The 22,392-nt window shown below is 72.7% G+C and carries 16 protein-coding genes; 13 read left to right on the top strand and 3 right to left on the bottom strand.

The genetic code is table 11. The features are described 5' to 3' along the window. Nucleotides 1-6 precede the first annotated feature (6 nt). Together OG899_RS24455 and OG899_RS24450 are read right to left on the bottom strand one after the other, a co-directional pair. Nucleotides 7-798, bottom strand: coding sequence for an IclR family transcriptional regulator (locus OG899_RS24455; protein WP_125499156.1), 792 nt, complete (start codon nucleotides 796-798; stop codon nucleotides 7-9). Nucleotides 799-968: 170 nt separating this feature from the next. After that, nucleotides 969-1,976 (bottom strand): LacI family DNA-binding transcriptional regulator, encoded by a 1,008-nt coding sequence (locus tag OG899_RS24450; RefSeq protein ID WP_125499155.1) that lies wholly within the window; start codon nucleotides 1,974-1,976, stop codon nucleotides 969-971. 212 nt (nucleotides 1,977-2,188) lie between these two features. Between OG899_RS24450 and OG899_RS24445 the strand changes: the two genes are divergently transcribed. From OG899_RS24445 to OG899_RS24435, 3 genes are all read left to right on the top strand, one after another. Continuing rightward, nucleotides 2,189-3,343 (top strand): Gfo/Idh/MocA family protein, encoded by a 1,155-nt coding sequence (locus tag OG899_RS24445; RefSeq protein WP_168131183.1) that lies wholly within the window; start codon nucleotides 2,189-2,191, stop codon nucleotides 3,341-3,343. Nucleotides 3,344-3,454: 111 nt separating this feature from the next. Then, nucleotides 3,455-4,261: a thioesterase family protein gene (locus OG899_RS24440; RefSeq protein WP_125499153.1), complete on the top strand. Its 807-nt coding sequence runs from the start codon at nucleotides 3,455-3,457 to the stop codon at nucleotides 4,259-4,261. 178 nt (nucleotides 4,262-4,439) lie between these two features. Beyond that, on the top strand, nucleotides 4,440-5,462 hold the full coding sequence (locus OG899_RS24435) for an alcohol dehydrogenase (RefSeq protein ID WP_125499152.1): 1,023 nt from the start codon (nucleotides 4,440-4,442) through the stop codon (nucleotides 5,460-5,462). A gap of 109 nt (nucleotides 5,463-5,571) precedes the next feature. On the opposite strand, the gene OG899_RS24430 is transcribed toward OG899_RS24435, so the two are convergent. After that, complete coding sequence (locus OG899_RS24430; protein ID WP_125499151.1) at nucleotides 5,572-6,519, bottom strand: MIP/aquaporin family protein; 948 nt, start codon at nucleotides 6,517-6,519, stop codon at nucleotides 5,572-5,574. 529 nt (nucleotides 6,520-7,048) lie between these two features. Here OG899_RS24430 and OG899_RS24425 point away from each other — a divergent pair. The 10 genes from OG899_RS24425 to OG899_RS24380 all read left to right on the top strand — a co-directional run bounded on the left by OG899_RS24425 (nucleotide 7,049) and on the right by OG899_RS24380 (nucleotide 22,348). Then, nucleotides 7,049-9,601, top strand: coding sequence for a Pls/PosA family non-ribosomal peptide synthetase (locus OG899_RS24425; protein WP_189427595.1), 2,553 nt, complete (start codon nucleotides 7,049-7,051; stop codon nucleotides 9,599-9,601). A gap of 13 nt (nucleotides 9,602-9,614) precedes the next feature. Then, nucleotides 9,615-12,884: an amino acid adenylation domain-containing protein gene (locus OG899_RS24420; protein ID WP_189427596.1), complete on the top strand. Its 3,270-nt coding sequence runs from the start codon at nucleotides 9,615-9,617 to the stop codon at nucleotides 12,882-12,884. Nucleotides 12,885-12,917: 33 nt separating this feature from the next. After that, the gene (locus OG899_RS24415; protein ID WP_168131181.1) at nucleotides 12,918-13,919 is read left to right on the top strand and encodes a TauD/TfdA family dioxygenase; all 1,002 of its coding nucleotides are present in this window, start codon (nucleotides 12,918-12,920) and stop codon (nucleotides 13,917-13,919) included. After that, entirely contained in the window at nucleotides 13,916-14,989 is a 1,074-nt protein-coding gene (gene sbnB / locus OG899_RS24410) for a 2,3-diaminopropionate biosynthesis protein SbnB (protein ID WP_125499147.1), read from the top strand. Before OG899_RS24415 ends, sbnB begins: the two co-directional genes overlap by 4 nt. A 55-nt stretch (nucleotides 14,990-15,044) precedes the next feature. Next, on the top strand, nucleotides 15,045-16,151 hold the full coding sequence (gene sbnA, locus OG899_RS24405; protein WP_229813698.1) for a 2,3-diaminopropionate biosynthesis protein SbnA: 1,107 nt from the start codon (nucleotides 15,045-15,047) through the stop codon (nucleotides 16,149-16,151). Between the two features lie 566 nt (nucleotides 16,152-16,717). After that, on the top strand, nucleotides 16,718-17,380 hold the full coding sequence (gene ribA / locus OG899_RS24400) for a GTP cyclohydrolase II (RefSeq protein ID WP_125499146.1): 663 nt from the start codon (nucleotides 16,718-16,720) through the stop codon (nucleotides 17,378-17,380). Continuing rightward, entirely contained in the window at nucleotides 17,377-19,062 is a 1,686-nt protein-coding gene (locus tag OG899_RS24395) for a PQQ-binding-like beta-propeller repeat protein (RefSeq protein ID WP_406311155.1), read from the top strand. Before ribA ends, OG899_RS24395 begins: the two co-directional genes overlap by 4 nt. 237 nt (nucleotides 19,063-19,299) lie before the next feature. Continuing rightward, entirely contained in the window at nucleotides 19,300-20,043 is a 744-nt protein-coding gene (locus OG899_RS24390) for an SAM-dependent methyltransferase (RefSeq protein WP_406311154.1), read from the top strand. After that, on the top strand, nucleotides 20,040-21,368 hold the full coding sequence (locus OG899_RS24385; RefSeq protein ID WP_168131178.1) for an SGNH/GDSL hydrolase family protein: 1,329 nt from the start codon (nucleotides 20,040-20,042) through the stop codon (nucleotides 21,366-21,368). The genes OG899_RS24390 and OG899_RS24385 overlap by 4 nt, the downstream gene beginning before the upstream one ends. Then, nucleotides 21,365-22,348 carry an SUMF1/EgtB/PvdO family nonheme iron enzyme gene (locus OG899_RS24380; protein ID WP_168131177.1) on the top strand — a complete coding sequence of 328 codons (984 nt, stop codon included), beginning with the start codon at nucleotides 21,365-21,367 and terminating at the stop codon, nucleotides 22,346-22,348. Before OG899_RS24385 ends, OG899_RS24380 begins: the two co-directional genes overlap by 4 nt. Nucleotides 22,349-22,392: the final 44 nt, after the last annotated feature.

Raw genomic sequence — 22,392 nt, 5'->3', positions numbered from 1 at the left:
GTCGGTTCAGGTGGGGCGCCGGCGGGGCGCCACCGGCGAGCCGCCCCCCAGTTCTCGGGAAATGGCCCGTGCCGCCTCCCGCAGCAGGCCGATCAGGACGGGCTGCGGCCGCCCGCCGGGGTCGCAGAGGCGTTCGGGTGCGCCGGACAGGGCGATGGCGCCGACCACGAGGCCGCCGTGTCCGCGGATCGGGACGGCGATCCCGGCCTCTCCCAGGTTCATCTCCTGCACCTCCATCGCCCAGCCCTGCTCGCGTATCTCGGCGAGCGCCCGCTCCAGGTTCTCCCGAGTGACCAGGGTGTGGCGCGTGTACGCCTCCAGCCGCGCGTTCGGCGAGGTGCCGAGGGAGGCGGCACCGAAGGCGAGCAGCACCTTGCCCAGCGAGGAGGCGTGCAGCGGCAGCAGGGCACCGACGTCCAGGGTCTGCAGCGAGTCGTCGGGCCGGAAGACGTGGTGGACGACGAGCACCCTGTCCTCCAGCGGGGTGCCCAGCCGGACGGCCTCCCCGCTGCGCGCGGCCAGCGCGTCGGCCCAGTTCAGGGAGCGCGAGCGCAGTTCGTTGATGTCGAGGTAGCTGCTGCCCAGGTGCAGCAGGGCCGCTCCGAGCTGGTACTTCCCGGTCGCCTCGTCCTGTTCGACGAAGTCCACGCGCTGCAGGGTGCGCAGGATGCCGTGGGCGGTGCCCTTGGCCAGCCCGAGGGAGGAGGCGACCTCGCCGAGCCCGAGCCTGCGGGGTCCCCCGGCGAGCAGCCGCAGGATCGCCGCCGCGCGCTCGATGGACTGCACGGGTCCGGCCATGGGGCGATAGTATCCGGTTTGCCCCGATGTGGACTGGTGTTCGGTCACAGCGAATGCCGCTCGCTCTTCCCGTGCCCCGTCGTCGTGCCGGACGTGCATCGCGGCCTTCCGCGCCCTGAGCCGCCCACCAGGGCCCTCGGCACCCGACGATGTCGTCGCGTGCGAAGAGGTCAGCGGCTCGCGGCGGGCGGGGCGGTGGAGCCGCGCTCCCGCAGGACGGGCCGGGTCAGCTCGACGGTGCCCGGGCGGTCCGGGTCCTGGATGCGGTCGAGCAGACGGCGGGCGGCGCGCAGACCCACCTCGTGACCGGAGGGGTCCACCGTGGTCAGCGACAGGTGGCGCAGCCGGGCGAGGGAGGTGTTGTCGTATCCGACCAGGGACAGCTCCCGCGGCACGGCCAGTCCGCTCTCCGCGGCGGCCGACAGCGCGCCCACACAGGTGATGTCGTTGGCCGCGAAGACGGCGGTGGGCCGCGGGGTGCGCCCGAGCAGCCGGACGGCGGCGCGGTGGCCGCCCTCCTCGGTGAGGTCGCCGTTCTCCACCAGCGCCGCATCCGCCAGGCCGTGCGCCCGCATCGCCGTCTCGAAGCCCCGGCGACGCAGCGCACCGACCGCACCCCGGCCGGTGATGTGCGCGATGCGCCGGTGACCGAGACGGATCAGGTGCTCGGTGGCGAGCCGGGCGCCGAGCTCGTCGTCGCCGGTGACCACGTCCACCCCCGGCAGCTCCGGTTCCCGGGCGCCGGCCACCACGACGGGCACCCGGCCGGCCGCCGCGCGCAGCGCCTGCGGATCCTGCAGCGTGCCCACCGCCACCACGCCGTCGACGCGCAGTTCCGTGAAGGTGCGGGTGAGGTCCTCCCCCAGGCGCTCGTCGAGCCGGCCGTCGCCCAGCAGCACACGCAGCCCGGCGTCGTGCAGGCGCTCCGTGAGCCCGTCGAGGAGGTCGACGAACCAGGGGTTGCGCAGGTCGTCCAGGAGCACACCGACCGTGCGGGTGCGGCGCTCGCTGAGACTGCGGGCCGCCGCGTTGGGCCGGTAGCCCAGTTCCTCCACGGCGGCGAGGACGGCCTGCCGTTTCTCGGGGCGGACGCTGCCGGAACCGCGCAGCACCAACGAGACCAGCGACTTGGACACGCCGGCCCGCGCGGCCACGTCGCGGATGGTCGGGGCTCGCATGCCTGGACCGTTCCACACCCGTGGCCCGCTGTAAAGCCCTCAACGCGCACCGCCCCGCAGGCCGGCGCACCGGCCCGCTCGATCCGGGTGTCCCGAGGGTTGACACGTGCTCCGGCGACCGCCCATCGTGAGGTGCGGCCGCTGTTGGAGCGGTCCAAAACGCCGGGCGGCCGGGAAGGCCGGGCGGGCCGGGGAGAGGGCTGAGGGCTGTCATGGTGGAGACGCTCGGTGTCGCCGTCGTCGGATTCGGCTGGATGGGGCGGGTGCACACCCAGGCGTACGCCCGTCTGCCGCACCACTTCCCGCAGCCGGAGCTGCGGCCGCGTCTGGTCGTGGTGGCCGACGAGGTACCCGGCAGAGCGGCCGAGGCCGCCGGACGCTACGGGTTCGCCCGGGCCACCACCGACTGGCGCGAGATCCTCACCGACCCCGAGGTGCAGGCCGTCAGCGTCACCGCGCCGAACTTCCTGCACCGTGAGATCGGCGTCGCCCTGGCCGAGGCCGGCAGACATCTGTGGATCGAGAAACCGGTCGGCCTGGACGCCGCCGACGCCCGTGCGGTCGCGGAAGCGGCCGAGAAGGCGGGGGTGCGCGGCACGGTCGGGTTCAACTACCGCAACGCGCCCGCGGTCGTCGCCGCCCGCGACATGATCGCCGCCGGGGAGATCGGGACCCCCACGCATGTGCGCATCCGGCTGTTCAGCGACTATGCCGCCCACCCCGAGGGGGCGCTGACCTGGCGGTACGAGCGGGCGCGCGGCGGCAGCGGGGTGCTCGGGGACCTGGCCTCGCACGGGGTGGACCTGGCCCGGTACCTGCTCGGCGAGATCGCGTCGCTGTGCGCCGACACCGCCGTGTTCGTGCCCGAGCGGGCCCGCCCCGCGGGCGCCACCGCCGGACACACCCGCGCCACGGGCGGCACACCCGGCCCGGTGGAGAACGACGACTACGTCGGTTGTCTGCTGCGTTTCGCCTCCGGCGCGCGCGGGGTGCTGGAGTCCTGCCGGGTGTCGGTCGGCGAGCAGAACGCCTACGGTTTCGAGATCCACGGCACGCGGGGCGCCCTGTACTGGGACTTCCGGCGCATGGGCGAGCTGGGCGTCAGCCGTGGCACCGCGTACCAGGACCAGCCGGTCAGCACCGTCTACGTCGGCCCCGGGCACGGCGCGTACGACGCGTTCCAGCCGGGCGCGGCCAACGCCATGGGCTACGACGATCTCAAGGTCGTCGAGGCGCACCACTTCGTGCGCTCGATCGTGGACGGCACCCCGCACGGCGCGACCCTGCAGGACGCCGTGGCGGCGGCGACCGTGCTGGAGGCCATGGCGCTCTCCGCCGAACGGCGCGCCTGGGTGAGCCCGGACTGAGGCTCCCGTGCGCCCGGAGTGCGCCTGCCCGCCCTGCCCCGGCCCGTGCTTCCGCACCGCGGGCCGACATCCCCGTCCCGGCCGCATCACCGTCCCGAGGAGACACGCGCGTTGACCACCGGCACCCCGGCCCCCGACAGCTACTACGTGCGCACCGACGAGCACCGGTTCAAACCCACCGCCCACGCCGGCGGCGCCTGGAACACCGAGGAGCAGCACTTCAGTCCGCTCGGCGGCCTCGTCGTCCACGCCGTCGACCAGTACCTCGCCGGACGCGGGGACCGGGGGCTGATGCTGTCCCGGATCAGCTACGACATCCTGGGCCGACTGGCCCTGGACGAGTGCGAGATCCGGGTGGAGACCGTGCGGCCCGGCCGCACCATCGAGCTGCTCGAGGCACAGGTCGCCATCGGCGGCCGGCCGGTGGTCCGGGCCCGCGCCTGGCTGCTGGCGGCGCAGGACACCCGTGCCGTCGCCGGTGGAGCCGACCGGCGGCTGCCCCCGCCGGAGCAGCTCGAGCCGTGGCCCATGGCCGAACTGTGGCCCGGCGGCTACATCGCCTCCCTGGACGTCCGCCCGGTGGCCCCGCCCCGGCCGGGCCGCACCACCGCCTGGGTCGCGACGCCGCTGGCCCTGGTCGCGGACGAGCCCAGCAGCCCGCTCGCCTCCTTCCTGGCCCTGGTCGACACCGCCAACGGCATAGCCGTCCGCCAGTCGCCCGAGCAGTGGATGTTCCCGAACGTGGACCTGACCGTGCACCTGCACCGCAGCCCCGAGGCGGGCTGGACAGGCCTGGAGACCACCGTGGCGTTCGGGCCCACGGGTGTGGGGCTGACCAGCACGGTGCTGCACGACGTGCACGGCCCGGTGGGCCAGGCCCAGCAGATCCTCACCGTGCGCCCGATGCCGCGGAGCTGACCCCGCCGCCCCGCCGTCCGTGCGGCCGCACACCTGCCCCGCCGCCCGGCCGTCCGTGCGGCCGCACACGTGCCCGGCCGCCGGGCGTTTCGCCGCCCGCTCCCGGCCCGGCGCGCGCGATCCGCCGTGACCTGGTGTGCTGGAGAAGAAGGCCACGACACATGTGCGGGAGGCCGGGATGAGCACCTACACAGTCGCACAGGTCACGTCCGCCGGCGGGCCCTTGGAGATCGCGGAGCGGGAAGTGCCGGAGCCCGGACCCGGCCATGTCCGGATCGCCGTGGATGCCTGCGGCGTCTGCCACAGCGACTCGCTGTTCGTCGACGGCGCCCTGCCGGGAGTCACCTTCCCGGTGGTCGCCGGGCACGAGATCGCCGGGCGGATCGAGCAGCTGGGCGCCGGAGCCGGGGAGTACGGCTGGCAGGTGGGCGACCGGGTGACCGTCGGCTGGTTCGGCGGCAGCTGCCTGCACTGCACGCCGTGCCGGCAGGGCGACTTCGTCGTGTGCGTGAATTTGAAAGTGCCCGGCTGGACCTACGACGGCGGCTTCGCCCAGCAGGTGATCGCCCCGGTGGACGCCCTGGCCCGGATCCCGGACGCGCTGGCCGCGTGCGACGCGGGACCGCTGGCCTGCGCGGGCGTGACGGTGTTCAACGGGCTGCGGCGCAGCTCCGCCCGTCCGGGCGACCGGGTCGCGGTGCTCGGCATCGGCGGTCTGGGCCACCTGGCGGTGCAGTTCGCGGCGGCGATGGGGATGGAGACCGTGGCGATCGCCCGGGGCCCCGCCAAGGCCGACCTCGCCAAACGGCTGGGCGCCCACCACTACGTCGACAGCACCGCCACCGATGTCGCCGAGGCGCTGCGTACGCTCGGCGGGGTCAAGGTGCTGGTGGCCACCGCCGGCAGCTCCGAGGCCATCTCGGCGACCGTCGACGGGCTGACGCATCGGGGCGAACTGGTGATCATCGGTGTGGCCGCCGAACCGCTGGACATCTCCCCGGCGCAGCTGATCATGGCCGGCCGGGTCGTGCGCGGGCACCCGTCCGGCACCGCGCAGGACGTGCAGGAGACCATGGAGTTCAGCGCGCTCAACGGGGTGCGGCCGATGACCGAGGTCGTGCCGCTGGAGCAGGCCGACGAGGCCTACCGCAAAATGCTCTCCGGCGCCGCCCGCTTCCGGATGGTGCTCAGCACGGGCTGACGGGGACTCACGAGCGGTCTTCGAAGGGGGGCGCGCCAGATGCGTCCTGCCGGTGCCGGTGCCGCCGTGTGGGCGCCCGGCGGCTGCCGGCGCGCGGCGACGGGGCGGGTCACTCCTCCTCGGGCGCCGGTGTGCCCCGGGTGCGGCCGGGGGGAGGAGGTGCGGTCTGCTGGGCCCGCAGATGCAGCACGTCGCCGACGAGCAGGTCGTAGACGAGCGCGCCGACCACACCGCCGACGAACGGGCCGACGATGGGAATCCACCAGTAGTGGCTGAACGAACCCGCCAGGGAGCCCGGCAGCGCGAGATCGCCCCACCCGGCGGCATACGCGAACAGGCGCGGGCCGAAGTCACGGGCGGGGTTGATGGCGTACCCGGCGTTGGCGCCGTAGGACAGGCCGATGGCGCCGACGGCGAGGCCGATGAGCAGCGGCCCGAGATTGCCCTTCGGGGCCGTGTTGCGCGCGTCGACGATCGCCAGGATCAACAGCAGCAGAAACGCGGTGCCGACGATCTGGTCCACGAGCGGCCCCCAGACACCGCCGTGGAAATAGGGCGCCGGGAAGGTGGCGAAGATGGAGAACGAGGCCAGGGTGTGCCCGTTGGTCTTCGGACCCTGCGACGCCTGGTCGAAGGTGTTGATGGCGTCGTGGTAGACGGCGTACACCAGGGCGGCACCGGCGAAGGCACCCACCAGCTGCGACAGCCAGTACGGCGCGACCTTCGCCCAGGGAAACCCGCGCCGGAGCGCGAACGCCAGGGTGACCGCCGGGTTGAGATGGGCACCGCTGACACCACCGGCCACATACACGGCGAAGGCCACGGCGAACGCCCAGCCCCAGCCGATCAGCAGCCAGTCACCGGCCCCCAGGAAGAAGGTCGTGGGGCCCTCCGTCCGGTCCGAACCGGGCAGCGCCGCGACCGCCATGGCGACCACGCCGTCACCGAAGGCGACGATCACCAGGGTTCCCAGGAACTCCGCCAGGCACTCCCCCCACAGCCCTCCGCGTCGCCGGAGGTGCGAGGGTTTGATCAGGGGCGGGATGTCTACGGCCATGTCGGCCCTCTCGACGAACGATGGCGGACGAGCAGGCATGCTCGGCGTCGGGCGGCTCCGCGGCACTCCGGGCGCCGGCGGGCTGCCCGGGCGGCGGGGGGCGCCGCCGCGCGTCACTGCTCAGTGTGCGCGCACCCGTCGGCGGTAGCCACTCGGCTGCGGCCGGTCACCGGACGCCGCCCCACACACCGTCAACTTCCTACAGCGCACACACTCATCAGAGTGAAGGCCATTCGGGTGACACGTGTCGCCTGCCGCACCCGCGATGACCGGCCAATGTGCCGAAACCGGCCGGTGGCGGCCGCGGGGAGCACCGCCGTTTTGGTGGCAACCCCGCGACGCGCGCACAAGACTGGTCCATGGCTTTTGTCGTCGAACACCGCACGATCCCGGACAGCCGCCGTCCCGGACGACGGGCGGCACCGGACACCGCACACCTCGAACCTCGAACACCGCACGATTCGAACCACGCTCGGTCCCGGGGACCGGCCGCAGCGGCCGGCCGTTTCCGACTTTTCAGGGAGTTCGCATGGTGGAGAAGTCTGCCGACATCCTAATGCCCGGACCGGACGGATCCGCGATCACCCCGCGTGCGCAGCCCGCCCCGGCGGCGGCCGACCTCGAACGGGAACTCACCACCGTGCTGGCGGACCTGGTGCACGCCGACCAGGTCGGGCCCGACGACCACTTCTTCTCCGATCTGGGCGCCAACTCCATGGTGATGGCGCAGTTCTGTGCCCGGGTCCGCAAACGGGAGGACCTGCCGTCGGTGTCCATCAAGGACATCTACCGGCATCCCACGGTCCGCGACCTGGCGGCCGCGCTCGCCGCTCCCGCCGACACGCAGGCCCAGGCACCCGCCGACGCGCAGGCACCGTCCACCGAGGACGGCCGGCCGGAGCAGCCGGAGCGTGCGGAGCCGGCCGCACCACCGCGCCGGGGGCGGCACCTGGTGTGCGGTGCCGCGCAGTCGCTGTTGTTCCTCGGGTACACCGGTGTCATCGGTCTGGTCACCGCCGAGGCCTACGAATGGGTGGCCGCGGCGGACGGCCTGGGGCACATCTATCTGCGCTCCCTGCTGTGCGGTGCCGTCGGATTCCTCGCCCTGTGCGCCGTCCCGGTCGCGGCGAAGTGGATCCTCGTCGGGCGCTGGACGCCCCGTGAGTTCCCCGTGTGGAGCGGGGCCTACCTGCGGTTCTGGATCGTCAAGTCGCTGCTGCACGCCAATCCGATGGTGCTGTTCGCCGGCAATCCGCTGTATGTGATGTATCTGCGCGCGCTGGGCGCGCGGATCGGCCGGGACGTGACGATCCTGTCCCGCTCCGTCCCCGTCTGCACCGACCTGCTCACCATCGGCTCCGGCACGGTGATCCGCAAGGACGCCCTCTTCCTCGGCTACCGGGCGCACGCGGGACGGATCCAGACCGGCCGCGTCACACTCGGCCGGGACGTGTTCGTCGGTGAGAAGGCCGTGCTCGACATCGACACCACCCTGGGCGACGGAGCACAGCTCGGTCACGCCTCCGCCCTGTACCGGGGGCAGGAGATCCCGGCCGGGGAGCGCCGACACGGATCGCCCGCCCAGCCCACCGAGGTGGACCACGTACGGGTCCCGCCGGCCCGCTGCGGCAGGCTGCGCCGCCTCGGCTTCGCTCTGACCACCCTGGTGCAGCTGTTCCTCGTGTACCTGCCGCTGGCCGTCGGCGGGCTGTACATGCTGGGTGCCCAGGTGCCCGCGCTGAGCGAGCGGCTGGACCCCGCCTCGCACGGCGCCTCGGTCGGCGAACTCGTCACGGACGCGCTGCTGGTGGCCACAGCGGTGTTCTTCGGCGCCGTACTGCTCGGCCTGTTCGCGTTGTTCGGCGCCTCGCGCCTGCTGCGCCTGGCCGTCCGTCCCGACCGGGTCTATCCGCTCTACGGCTTCCACTACGCGCTGCACCGCGCGGTGTCCGCTCTGACGAACATCCGCTTCTTCACCTGGCTGCTCGGCGACAGCTCCTACATCGTCCCCTACCTGCGCGGCCTGGGTTACGACCTGTCCACGGTCGAGCAGACCGGCTCCAACTTCGGCACCGACGTGCGGCACGAGACACCGTTCCTGGTGAAGGTCGGCAGCGGCACCATGATCGCCGACGGGCTGTCCGTGCTGAACGCGGAGTACTCCAGCACCTCCTTCCGGGTGTCGCAGGCGACGATCGGGGCCCGCAACTTCCTCGGCAACAACATCGCCTTCCCCGCCGGTGCGCGCACCGGCGACAACTGCCTGCTGGCGACGAAGGTGATGGTCCCCCTCGACGGAGAGATCCGGCAGAACGTGGGGCTGCTCGGGTCGCCCTGCTTCGAGATCCCCCGGACGGTGGAGCGCGACGCGCGCTTCGACCATCTGCGCACCGGTGAGGCGCTGCGCCGCAATCTCGCCGCGAAGAACCGTTACAACCTGCGGTCCATGGCGCTGCACCTGGCGGTGCGCTGGCTGCACACGGTGCTGCTCACCCTCCTCGGCCTGCTGACCGCCGGCCTGTACGGGACGCTGGGGCACGTGGTGGTCGGCAGCTACCTGGCGGTCGGTCTGGTCGTCAGCGCCGCCTACTACGTGTTGCTGGAACGGTGCATCACCTCCTTCCGGCCGCTGCAGCCGAAGCTGTGCTCCATCTACGACCCGTACTTCTGGTGGCACGAGCGGCTGTGGAAGGTGCCGGAGCGCCATCTGAACCTGTTCAACGGGACGCCGTTCAAGCCACTGCTGTGGCGGCTGATGGGTGTGCGCATCGGCCGCCGGGTGTTCGACGACGGCTGCAACATCACGGAGCGCACGCTCACCGCCGTCGGGGACGACTGCACGCTGAACGCCGGCAGCAGGATCCAGTGCCACTCGCAGGAGGACGGCACCTTCAAGTCCGACCGCACCACGCTCGGCGCCCGCGTCACCCTCGGTGTGGCGGCATATGTGCACTACGGCGTCACGGTGGGCGACGACGCGGTGCTGGCGCCCGACTCCTTCCTGATGAAAGGCGAAGAAGTGCCCCCGGACGCGTACTGGGCGGGCAACCCGGCCGTCCCGGCCACGGCCACGGCGAAGTGAGAGAGGGGCATCGATGGGAACGCTCACGGCAGCGGACAGGGACTTCTGGGCCGCGGTGCTGACCGCCGGCGGGGCCACCGCCGTCCCGCGGTGGGCACGCGACCCGGTGCCGGGTGTGGCCGAGCACGAGGAGCCGGTGCCCGAGGAGGTCGCCGGGGCGGTGCGTGCCCTGGCGGCCCGGCTCGGGGTACCGGCCCGCACGGTGCTGCTGGCCGCGCACGCCAAGGTGCTGGCGGCGCTCAGCGCGGACGAGGACGTGGTGACCGGCCTGGTCACCGGCGCCGCACACGCCCCGCTCCCGTGCCGGCTTCCGCTCGCCCCGCGCACCTGGCGCGAGCTGCTGCTCGCCGTCCGGCGCGCCGAGACGGACGTGCTGACGCACCGGGACTTCCCGGTGGCCGCCCTGCGCCGGGAGCTGGGCCTGACCGGGCCGGCCTACGAGGCGGTGTTCGACCCGGAGGACAGCGCGCCCGCGCTGCCCGAGGACGCCGTGCTGGCGGTGGGGCACCGCGAGCGGGACGGCCGTTGCGTGCTGCGGGTGCGGTACCGCACCGAGGTGCTGGACGCCGCCGCGGCGGCCCGGATCGCCGGGTATCACCTGGCCGCGCTGGACCGGATGACCGCCGACGTGGACGCCGAGCACACCGGGCAGAGCCTGCTGTCGGCGGCGGAGGTCCGGGCGCAGCTGGAGGACCTGGCCGGACCGCACCGCGAACTGCCGGACGCCCGCGCCCACGAGCTGTTCGAGCAGCGGGTGCGGGAGCATCCCGGGGCGGTGGCCGCGGTGCTCGGCGAGCGCTCCTGGACGTACGGGGAGCTGAACGCGCGCGCGAACCGGCTGGCGCGGGCGTTGCGGGCGCGCGGGCTGGGCCGCGAGGACGTGGTGGCCGTCGTCACCGAGCGGAACCTCGACTGGCTGGCGGCGGTGCTGGCGGTGTTCAAGGCCGGCGGCGTCTATCTGCCCGTCGAGCCGCACTTCCCGGCGGGCCGGATCGCGGCGACGCTGTCGCGGGCCGGCTGCCGGCTGGTGCTGACCGAGCCCGGCAGCACCGCCGGACTGGACGAGGCCCTGGCCACCCTGCCGGAGAACGTCGAGAAGCTGCTGATCGGGACCGCGTACGCCGAGGGGCACGCCGAGGACGACCTCGGGGTGGAGGTGTCCCCCGGGCAGCTGGCGTACATCTACTTCACCTCCGGCTCCACGGGCGAGCCGAAGGGCGCGATGTGCGAGCACGCCGGCATGCTCAACCACCTGTTCGCCAAGATCGACGACCTGGGGATCGGGCCCGGGACGGTGGTGGCGCAGACCGCCCCGCAGTGCTTCGACATCTCGCTGTGGCAGCTGCTGGCGGCGCTGCTGGTCGGCGGGCGCACCCTGCTGGTGGAGCAGGACGCGGTCATGGACGCGGAACGCTTCGTGGACACCCTGGCCCGCGGACGGGTCGCGGTGGCCCAGGTGGTGCCCTCCTACCTGGAGGTGCTGGTGTCGTACCTGGAGCGGCACCCGCGCGACCTGCCGGACCTGAGGTGTGTGTCGGTGACCGGTGAGGCGCTGAAACGGGAGCTGGTCCAACGGTGGTTCGCACTCCGGCCGGGGATCCGGCTGGTCAACGCCTACGGCCTGACCGAGACGTCGGACGACACCAATCACGAGGTGATGGAGGCGGTGCCGGAGCGGGTGCTGCTGGGCCGTCCCGTGCACAACGTGCGGGTCTATGTCGTCGACCCGCACCTGCACCTGGTGCCGCTGGGCGCCCCGGGGCTGATCGCGTTCTCCGGGGTGTGCGTGGGACGCGGCTACGTCAACGACCCCGACCGCACCCGGGAGGCCTACCGCGAGGACCCCTACCGGCCCGGCGAGCGGCTGTACCTGGGAGGCGACTGGGGGCGCTGGCACCCGGACGGGAAACTGGAGTTCCTCGGTCGCCGGGACAGCCAGGTCAAGATCCGCGGCTTCCGCATCGAGATCGGCGAGATCGAGAACACGCTGCTGCGGGTGCCCGGTGTGCGGGACGGCGCGGTGGTCGTCACCGGACAGGCCGGCGGCAGTGTGCGTCTGGTCGCCTTCTACACCGGTCGGCGGCTCCAGGCCGAGGAGGTGCAGCAGGTGCTGGGGGCGGCGCTGCCCTCGTACATGGTGCCGTCGGCGTTCCACTGGCAGGAGGCGCTGCCGCTGACCGCCAACGGCAAGATCGACCGCAAGGCCCTGACCGCGCTGGCCGCACACCTGTCCGCCCCGGACACCGCCGCGCCGCCGGACGGCGAGGAGCAGGACCGGGCGCCGCGCACCCCGGCCGAGCGGAGACTGGCGGCCGTCTGGGCGGACGTGCTCGGGGTGCCCCGGCACCGCGTCGGCCGCCACGACCACTTCTTCGACTCCGGCGGCACGTCCCTGTCGGCGGTGAAACTCACCATCGCCCTGGACCGCGCGGTGTCCCTGCGGGACATCACCCGCCATCCTCGGCTCGCCGATCTGGCCGCGCTGCTGAACGGCCCGGACAAGCGGCGCACCGAGCTGCTGCAGCCGCTCGCCCGGCCGCGCGCCACTGCGCAGGGCACGCTGGTGTGCTTCCCGCACGCGGGCGGCAACGCGGTGAACTTCCAGCCGATGGCGAGCGCTCTGGCCGACCGCGGCCTCGCGGTGTACGCCGTGGATCTGCCCGGCCACGACCCGGCCGCCCCCGACGAGCGGTTCGCACCGCTGCACCAGGTGGCCGAGCAGGTGGTCGACGAGATCGCCGGGCTCGGGCTGCGGCGGGTGCTGCTGTGGGGCCACTCCGCGGGGACCGCCCTGGCGGTGGCGGCGGCACGGCTGCTGCACGCCCGCGGGGTGGAGGTGCCGCGGCTGTTCCTCGGCGCGCAGCTGCTCGGCACGGCCGCCGAACGGCGCGCCCACGCCGTGGAGTTGAAGCAGCAAAGCAACGCCGCGATCGCCGCCCGGCTGGCCGCGGACGGCGGGCACCGCGAGCCGGGCGAGCTGACCGCGGCCCAGGCCGAGCGGGTCGCGGCCGCCTACCGCCACGACTGCGTGGTGGCCGACCACTACCTCGCCGCCCTCCTGGAGGATCCGCCCGCCGACAAGCCGGTCGCGGCGGTCACGGTGGTCGTCGCCGCCGACGACCCGCACACCGCCGGCTTCCGCGACCGCCATCAGGACTGGCGGCTGCTCGCCGACCACGTGGACCTGCACGAACTGCCCGCCGGCGGCCACTACTTCGTCCGCACCCGGCCGGCCGAGGCGGCCCGGGCCGTGCTGGGCGCCGCCGAACCGGCGGCCCTGTGACGACAACCACCGCAGCAACGGAAGGAAACCGTGATGTCGTTCTCGTCCCCGGCCTCCCTGCTGGAGGTGGACCTGCGACCGGACAGGCCACCCGTCCTGCAGGTGGACCCCCCGGCCGACCCGGCCGGCTGGGCGGCCGGACATCGCCAGGCGCTGCGCGCACAGGTCACCGAGCACGGCGCGCTCCTCGTGCGCGGCCTGGGGGTGCGCGACAAGGAGCAGGTGCGGGCCGTGTTCGCCGCGCTGACCGATGACCTCATGACCGAGCGGGAGGCGTTCGCGCCGCGTACGCCGTACGGCGACGGGCTGTACTCCTCCACCGCGTGGCCGGACAACCAGCCGATGTGCATGCACCACGAGTTGAGCTACGCGCAACGCGTGCCGGGTCTGATGCTGTTCGCGTGCCTGACCGCGCCCGACGAGGGCGGCGCGACGGGGGTGGCCGACGCCGAGGAGGTGCTGCGGGCGCTGCCGGCCGAGCTGCGCGAGCGGTTCGAGCGGGAGGGCTGGCTGCTCACCCGCAGCTACAACGACGAGATCGGCGCGTCCCTGGCCGAGTCGTTCGGCAGCGACGACCGGGAGACGGTCGAGAACTACTGCCGTGCCCACGGCATCGACTTCTCCTGGCGGCCCGACGGCACGTTGCGCACCCGGCAGCGCCGCCCCGCGGTGGTGCGGCATCCGGTCACCGGCCGCCCCTGCTGGTTCAACCAGATCGCCTTCCTCAACCAGTGGACGCTGGCGCCGGAGGTGCGCGAGTACCTGGTCGACGAGTACGGCGAGGACGGGCTGCCGTTCAACACCCGCTTCGGCGACGGCGGCGAGATCGGCGAGGACGTCGTGGAGCTGCTGAACACCGTCTACGAGCGGCACACCCGGCGCGAGCCGTGGCAGGCCGGGGATCTGATGCTGGTCGACAACATCCGCACCGCGCACAGCCGGGAGCCGTTCACCGGCGAGCGTGAGGTGCTGGTGGCCCTGGCCGAACCGTGTGTGCCGGCCGAGCGCCGCGCGCAGGAAGGAGAGCGGCGATGACCTCTGTGACCTCCCCCACCACCGGACCTGCCGCCGCGGGACCGGACCGCACCGTCCCGGCGTTCGCGGTGATCACCGGCGCACAGGTGCAGCGGGCGCTGCACGGCCGGGAGAAGCAGATCACGGAGCTGGTCGAGGCGGCCTACCGGCTGCACGGCGAGGGCCGTACGGTGAACCCGCCGTCGTACTTCCTCCGTTTCCCCGACCGGCCCACGTCGCGGATCATCGCGCTGCCCGCCTCCGTGGGCGGCCAGGTGGCCGTGGACGGCATCAAGTGGATCTCCAGTTTCCCGGACAACGTGTCCTCCGGGCTGCCCCGGGCGTCGGCGGTGCTGATCCTCAACGACCCTGTCACCGGCTATCCGTTCGCCTGCCTGGAGAGTTCCATCATCAGCGCCACCCGGACCGCGGCCTCCGCCGCGCTGGCCGCGGACCGCCTCACCCGTACCCGGCAACGGCCTCGGCGTGTGGGGTTCTTCGGCACGGGTCTGATCGCCCGCTACATCCACACGTATCTCACCGGCACCGGCTGGAGTTTCGACACCGTCGGCGTGTACGACGTGTCCGCCGACAGCGCCGCCGGGTTCTGCGGGTATCTGCGGCAGGCCGGCACACCCGGCGACGTCACCGTGCACGACGGTCCGGAGGAGCTGATCCGCTCCAGCGACCTGATCGTGTTCGCCACGGTCGCGGGCACCCCGCACGTCAGCGAGACCTCCTGGTTCGACCACCACCCGGTGGTGCTGCACGTGTCGTTGCGCGACCTGGACCCGCGGATCCTGCTGGAGTCGGCGAACTTCGTCGACGACGTCGAGCACTGCCTGAAGGCGGAGACCTCCCCGCACCTGGCCGAACGGCTCAGCGGCGGGCGGGACTTCCTCGACGGCACCCTCGACGACGTGCTGACCGGACGTGTCCGGCCGCCCGCCGACCGGACCGTCGTCTTCTCCCCGTTCGGTCTCGGAGTCCTCGACCTCGCCGTCGGCAAGTACGTGCACGACGAGGTCGCCCGGACCGGCGAACTCCATGTCATCGACGACTTCTTCCACGAGCTGCGCCGGTACGGCTGATCGCCGCTTCGCCGGCTGATCACCCCGTGTCCGGCCCACGCATCAGGAGGCCCTCGTGCCCGTCATCTCCGCACCCCACCACTTCAACGAAGGCCGGCTGTTCGTCGATCTGAAGCCGATCATCGGGCGCTCGCTCTACCTGAAGTGCGAGGGTTTCAACTTCGCCGGCTCGATCAAGCTGAAGGCCGCGGTCGAGATGGTGGAGGCCGCGGAGCGGGACGGCCTGCTGAACGAGGACTCGATCCTGATCGAGTCCTCGTCCGGCAACCTCGGGGTGGCCCTCAGCTTGATCGCGGCCAGCAAGGGCTACCGGTTCCTGTGCGTCACGGATTCCCGCTGCAACCTGTCGACCAGGCTGCTGATGGAGGCGCTGGGCAGCGAGGTCCATGTCATCGCCGACCTGGACGCCAACGGCGGATTCCTCGGCGCGCGGATCGACTATGTGCGGGCGTTGTGCGCCTCCGACGAGCGGTACGTGTGGCTGAGCCAGTACACCAACCCGGGCAACTGGCAGGCGCACTACCGCACCACGGCGCCGGAGATCGCCGCCCAGTTCCCGCAGCTGGACGTGCTGTTCGTGGGCGCGGGCACCACGGGCACCCTCATGGGGTGTGCGCGGTACTTCCGCGAGTGGCACCGGCCGGTGCGGATCGTCGCCGTGGACACCGTCGGCTCGGTGGCCTTCGGCGGCCCTCCGGGCCGGCGGATGATCCCCGGCCTGGGCATGAGCATGCGTCCACCACTGCTGGACGAGTCCTTCGTCGACGAGGTGATCCGGGTGGAGGAGGCGGACACGATCCGCGCCTGCCACCGCCTGGCCCGGCGGGGTTTCCTCTTCGGCGGCTCCACCGGGACGGTGGTCAGCGGCGCCAGCGGCTGGCTGGACCGGCACGGCTCCCCCGACATGACGGCGGTGGCCATCGCCCCCGACCTCGGAGAACGTTATCTCGACACCATCTACCAGCAGACCTGGCTGGAGGATCTCTACGGCGACCAGGTGCTGAGCGACGATGGCGACGACGAGGCCGCCGGCGAGGACCGCGACGACAGCGGGCGCGCGCAGGAAGGAAACAGCACCCTCGGCCACCGGGAGGTGGCGGCCGGGTCCGGGCGCGCGGAGTGCCCGTCCCGCCGGAGCGACGGACAGCGCCGCAAGGCCTGAGGCGTGTCCGCGCAGTCACGGCACCGGCTGCGTCGGTCCCAGCCGGTTCCCGGACGTCCGCGGCCGGGGTCAGGAAGGGCTCCGGCCGATCCGGTGCGATCGGACGGAGAACCGGAGGACGGACTGACAGTTGTGATGTGATGCGCCGATTGTGGCTGCGGTCCGGCCGTGTGGCGCGCCGGCTCCCGTCAGGTGCCCGGCCGTCCGGCGTCGACGAATCCGCCGCGGACGCCGGGACAACCGGATCACTGTGCTCCGCCCGGCGGACGACGCCGTCGCGCCCGTCGGCGCCTGCGGTCGAGGTGATGTCCCGGTCGTCCGCCCAGGGTGCGGCGCACCCGTGGACTCGGACTGCTCGAGGCGCTCCGGTCCCGGTGTTCGGCACGGGACGCCGCCACTCTTGGAGCGGCCCGCGCGAAGCGCTTAATTCCGCTTGTGCATGAATATCTCTCTTCTCTCGGTGCTGGACGGAAAACGGTTCGGACGGTGTTTCGGCCTGTCCGTACTGTTCCTGTAGGTGACCGCATGGTTACTTAATCGGGCCGTTACCAGCGGAGGGACGATTCATGCTGAGCACGTCCAGCGGCGAGACGCCGCAACCGAGGACCGGCCCGCTCACGACGCAGGCCACGGTCCGTACCCGGGTCGAGGTGCCGGTGCGCCGAAGCGACAGAGACTGGCGCACCGCCGAAATGGTCAGCTTCACCGGACTTGCCGACGGACGCGAACACATCGCCGTGGTGTTCCCGTTCGCCCAGGCGGTTCCCCTGGTGCGGGTGCACTCGGAATGCCTCACGGGGGATGTGTTCGGCTCTGCTCGCTGCGACTGCGGACCACAGCTGACCGAAGTGGTCGACCTCTTCTCCGACCGCGGAGGCATCCTGCTGTACCTCCGGCAGGAAGGACGGGGCATCGGGCTGTACAACAAGCTCGAGGCCTATCGCCTCCAGGACGACCGAGGCCTCGACACGTTCGCCGCGAACCGGGAGCTGAACTTCTCGGACGACCTGCGCGACTACCGCGTCGCCGCACAGATGCTGCGCGCCCTCGGCGTGACACGCATCCGGCTGCGCACCAACAACCCCGACAAGATCCACCAGTTGGAGAACTACGGCATCACCGTGGAGGAGGTCCTCCCCACGGGCGTCCACCGGACCGAACGCAATCACGAGTATCTGCGGGTCAAGGCCGAGCAGGGACACACCATACTTCTGGGGGAATCTTCGTGATCCAGCACCGTGGACCGATCAGTGGCATAGCCGCCTGGCGGGACGCATACGTGGCCACGGCCGGCTACGACAACCAGGTCATCTGCTGGGACCAGCGCACCGGACGTGCGGTGGCCCGCGCCTTCCACGACCACCTGGCCAACCAGTGCCAGTTCTCCCCGGACGGCAAGCACCTGCTGACCTCCTCCTCGGACTACACCGCCCGTCTGTGGACCGTGCCCGACCTCCGCCTGGTGGCGGTCTTCGCGGACCAGGAGGACGACGTGGAGATGTCCGTCTTCCATCCGAGCAAGGAGCTGATCGCCACCGCCTCCCGTGACCACCGGGTGCGGGTCTACGACATCACCGGCCGGCTGCTCCACCGCTTCGAGGGACACACCGCCGACGTCGTCTCCGTCGAATGGGTGCGCACCGCCGACGAGTTGATCTCCTCCAGCGACGACGGCACCATCAAGCGCTGGTCCCTGCAGACCGGCGGTCTGGTCGCCGACCTGGACATGGACGGCGTGGAGACCGACACCGTCGCCATCTCCTCCTCCGGCACGGTCTTCGCCGGCAACGACGAGGGCCGGATCATCGTCGTCGGCCCCGACGAGCGCAGGACGGTTCCCGCGCACGACGCGGGCATCAAGCGCCTGGTCCTCGACGATGCCCGCCACCTGCTGGTCAGCCTCTCCTACGACCGCACCATGCGCCTGTGGGACGTCTCCTCGGGGACGCCCGAACCGCTCGACACCACGGCGCTGCCGGACGACGTCTGGCCTCGTTCGTGTGCCTTCGCGGGCGGCACCCGGCTGGTGTTCGCCACCTTCGGCGCGACGTACCGCGGGTACGACTACCAGACACGCAGCTGGGACACGGCCGTGGTGCCGCCCACCGGTGGCGTCAACGCGGTGCTGCCGCAGGGCGGCGGTACGACGCTCACCGTCGGCGACGCCGGTGTGGTCAGGCGCGACGGCGAACCGGTGGCCGAGACCGGCAGCCTGTGCAACTTCCTCACTCCGCTGGGCGGCCTGGTGCTCTCCGGCGGCCAGCTGGGCAAGGTGTTCGACGCGCTGACGGGCCGTGAACTGTACCAGCACCGCTCGCCGTTGAACTGTGGTGTCGCCTTCGAACGCGACGGCGACCGGTACGCCGTCGTCGGCGCGTACACCGGCGAGGGGCTGCTGCTGCGGCTGGCCGGCGACACCGTGGAGCACGTGACGGACCTGCCGCTGCACGTCAACGCCGTCAAGAGCGTCGCGGTCTCCGGCGATCTGCTGTTCTCCGTCGCTGCCGACGCGTCCGCCACCTGGTACGACATCTCCGGTCTGCAGAAGATCGCCACCGTCGAGGACGCCCACGACAAGATCGCCAACGGCTGCGCGGGGCTCGGCGACGGCTGGTTCGCCAGCGTCAGCCGTGACCTGAGACTGCGGATCTGGAGCCCCGACCGGACCGCGCAGGTCCTGCCCACGCCGCACACCCACTCCATCAAGTGTGTCGCCGCCGACAGCGACGGGCGGCTGATCGCCACCGGCAGCTACAACGGCCGGCTGGCGGTCTACGACCGGGTCGACGGCCGGTGGACCACGATCGACCGGCCGACCACGGCCGGCATCTCCTCCCTCGCCTACGACGCGGCCCGCAAGCTCTTCGTCGCCGGCGCGTACGACGGACAGGTATACACGATCGCCGGCTGACCGACCGCGACAGCGGGGCTGCACGGGCCGGCAGCCCCGCACACCGCGCCCGGCATCTTCCGGCGCCGGGCCCGGGCATCCCTGGGCCCGCGCCCCTCATCTCACGCTCGCGCAGGGTGCCGTGCCCGCGCGGCGACGACGCCCGGACACCGCCCCGCACCCGGTGCCGTCGACGCGCACGGCCCGCTCACGCCGCCCCGCTGAGCCGCATCTCCCACACCACAGGAACGGTCACGCATGCCCAGCCACCGGATAGCCGATCGCTACTCCGTCATCCCCGCTTCCACTCCGTCGGTCGACGCGTCGGCCTACACGGACGTGCTGCGCTCCGACTTCCACGAGCACTACGCCCACGGGCGCGACGTCTGGACCGCCGAGAAGGCCATGCGCGAGGCGCCACGCCTGCTGCTGCGCGCCCTGGGCGGCCGGGCCGATGCGCATGTGCTCGACATCGGTGCCGGACACGGCCGCGACGCCGCCCTTCTGCACGCGGCCGGATGCCGGGTCACCGGCATCGACCTCGTCGAATCCCCCGAGTGGGCCGCGCTCACCGCCCGCAGCGACGGACGGATGCGCTTCCTGGTCTGCTCGCTGACGGACCTGGACGGCACGGCCGTGCACGACGCCGTCCTCGACAACGGCTGCCTCCACCACCAGCATCCCGACACCTACGGCCGGTATCTGCGCCGTGTCCGCGAACTGCTGCGTCCCGGCGGGCTGTTCACCGTGTCCGTGTTCCGGTCCGAGAACGGTCCGGGCCGGCTCTTCGCCAACGAGGCGCAGCGCCTGTACCGGGAGTTCACCGAGGAGGAGCTGACCGGGCTGGTCGCCAAGCACGGCTTCACACCCGTCGACGTGCACACGGTGCCCCGTGGGACGCCCGGGCTCCACTATCTCGTCGGCACCTTCCGCACCGCCGACGCGGACCGGGCCGCGGGGTCCGGCTCCGGCCGCACGACGTCCGGGGACGGCGACCGGTGAGCGGCGCACGCCGACGCCGCGGCCGACTGTCCGTCCTGCTCACGGTGACGGCGACGGCCGCCCTGCTGCTGGGCGGCGCACCGTCGGCCGGCGCCCGCTCCGGTGCGGGGCCGGCCGCGGCTGCCGACGGGGGCGTCTGGTCCGGTACCTGGGGCACCGCACCCGCGCCCGCGGCCCCGGACGGCATCTCGCGGACCGGCTTGGACGACCGCACCGTCCGCATGATCGCGCACACCTCCGTCGGCGGTGAGGAGCTGCGGCTGCGGCTGTCCAACGCGCACGGCACGCAGGAGGTCGAGTTCGGCCGGGTCACCGTGGGCTTGGCGACGTCGCCCGACTCGGCGGCCGCCGTCCCGGACAGTCTCCGCCCGGTCACGTTCGACGGCGCCTCGAGCACCACCGTGCCCGCCGGGGCGGAGGTGGTCAGCGACCCGCTGCCCTACCCCGTGCCCGGCGGAGCGGACCTGCTGATCAGCGTCCATCTGCCGAAACCGACCGGCCCCACGACCTGGCACTGGCTGGCCCAGCAGACCTCCTATGTCTCCGAGCCCGGCGATCACACCGGCGACCCGGGCGCGGCGGCCTTCACCGGCACGGAGACCTCCTGGTTCTTCCTGACCGGCGTCGATGTGCGCGGTCCGGCCACGCGGGGCACCGTCGTCGCGCTCGGCGACTCGCAGACCGACGGGTCCGGCTCCACCCTCAACGGCAACGGCCGCTGGACCGACGCCTTCGCCCGCCGGCTCTCCGCCGACCCCGCCACTGCGGGACTGGGCGTGCTCAACAAGGGCATCGGGGGCAACCGGGTGCTGCGGGACGGCACCGAGACCGAGCGTCCGCAGCGCGGCACCAGCGCGCTCGGCCGGCTCGACCGGGACGTGCTGAACCAGTCCGAGGTACGCGCGGTCGTGCTGTACGAGGGCATCAACGACCTCCAGCTCGCCCCGTACGCTTCCGCCGAGGAGGTCCTCGACGGACTGCGCACCCTCGCCGAGCGGCTGCACGCACGCGGCATCCGTGTCGTCGTCGGGACGCTCACCCCGTTCAAGGACTCGTCGCTGTGGACGGCCGAGGCCGAGCGGCAGCGCGTCGCCCTCAACGCCGCGCTGCGCACCTGCCCCGACTTCGACGCCGTCGCCGACTTCGACGCGGCCGTACGCGATCCCGCCGACCCGCAGCGGGTGCGCGCCGCCTACGACTCCGGCGACCACATCCACCTCAACGACAGCGGCTACCGTGCGGTGGCCGACGCCGTCCCCACCGATCTGCTCGCCGCCGGCCACCCGGCGGCGACTGCTCCGCGCGCCGACGGGAGGCACGTATGACCGGCAGTGAGGTGATGGCCAACCCCAACACCCTGCCCGACCGGGCGGCGATGGGGCTGCCCGATTCCTTCGCGGCCCGTTCCGGCCCGTGGCCCGTGCACGCCCACCGCGACCTGCTCGGGCTGCCCGCCGATGTGCTCGTGGGCATCGCCGAGGATCCCGGGCAGTCCTTCGAACGCCGGTGCGCGGCGGGGTACGTGCTCGGGCTGATCGGTGATCCCCGCGTCCGCGGGGACGATCCCCCGATGGCGGACATCCCCGCCGGCCGTGTCCGGCTCGGCCTGGATCCGAGCGAGGTGGGCCGGGTGACGGACCGGTGGCGGCATGCCGGGGTCGTCGAGGACTGGATCGCCAAGGAGTGCCCGGTCCACGAGGTGCACGTCCCGGCGTTCCGTATCGCCCTGTACCCGGTCACCAACGCCGAGTACCGGCGCTTTTTGGAGGAGACCGGCAGTTCCGCGCTGCCGAGTTCCTGGCGGTTCGGCTGCTATCCGGAGGGACTCGGCAACCATCCGGTGTGGACGGTGCCGCCCGAGGCCGCCGACGCCTACGCCGCCTGGCTGGCCGAGCGCACCGGCCGCGGTTTCCGGCTGCCGACCGAGGCCGAGTGGGAGTACGCGGCGGCCGGACCCGAGGGGCGGGAGTTCCCCTGGGGCGACACGTTCGAGCCGGACCGGGCCAACACCGTCGAACACGGGCCGCTGTCGACCACACCCATCGGCGTGTACCCGGCCGGCCGGTCGCCGTTCGGGGTCCACGACATGGCGGGCAACGTCGAGGAGTACACCGCCGACGACTACCGGCCCTACCCCGGTGGGGTCGCGGTCGCCGACGACCTGGCCGTCACCCGGGGCACCTACCGTGTCGCCCGGGGCGGCAGCTTCACCCGCTTCGGCGACCTGGCCCGTACCCGTCGCCGTCACGGCTGGTACGACCGCGCCATCTACGCGATGGGCTTCCGGCTCGCGGAGACGCCGTGACCGCCCCGGTGACGGGCCGGGGACCGGACGGCCGCGTCCGGCCG

This window comes from Streptomyces thermoviolaceus (assembly GCF_045209695.1).
In the GTDB taxonomy this organism is placed as follows: Bacteria; Actinomycetota; Actinomycetes; order Streptomycetales; family Streptomycetaceae; genus Streptomyces; species Streptomyces thermoviolaceus.
This window is presented reverse-complemented; position numbering and strand designations above follow the sequence as displayed.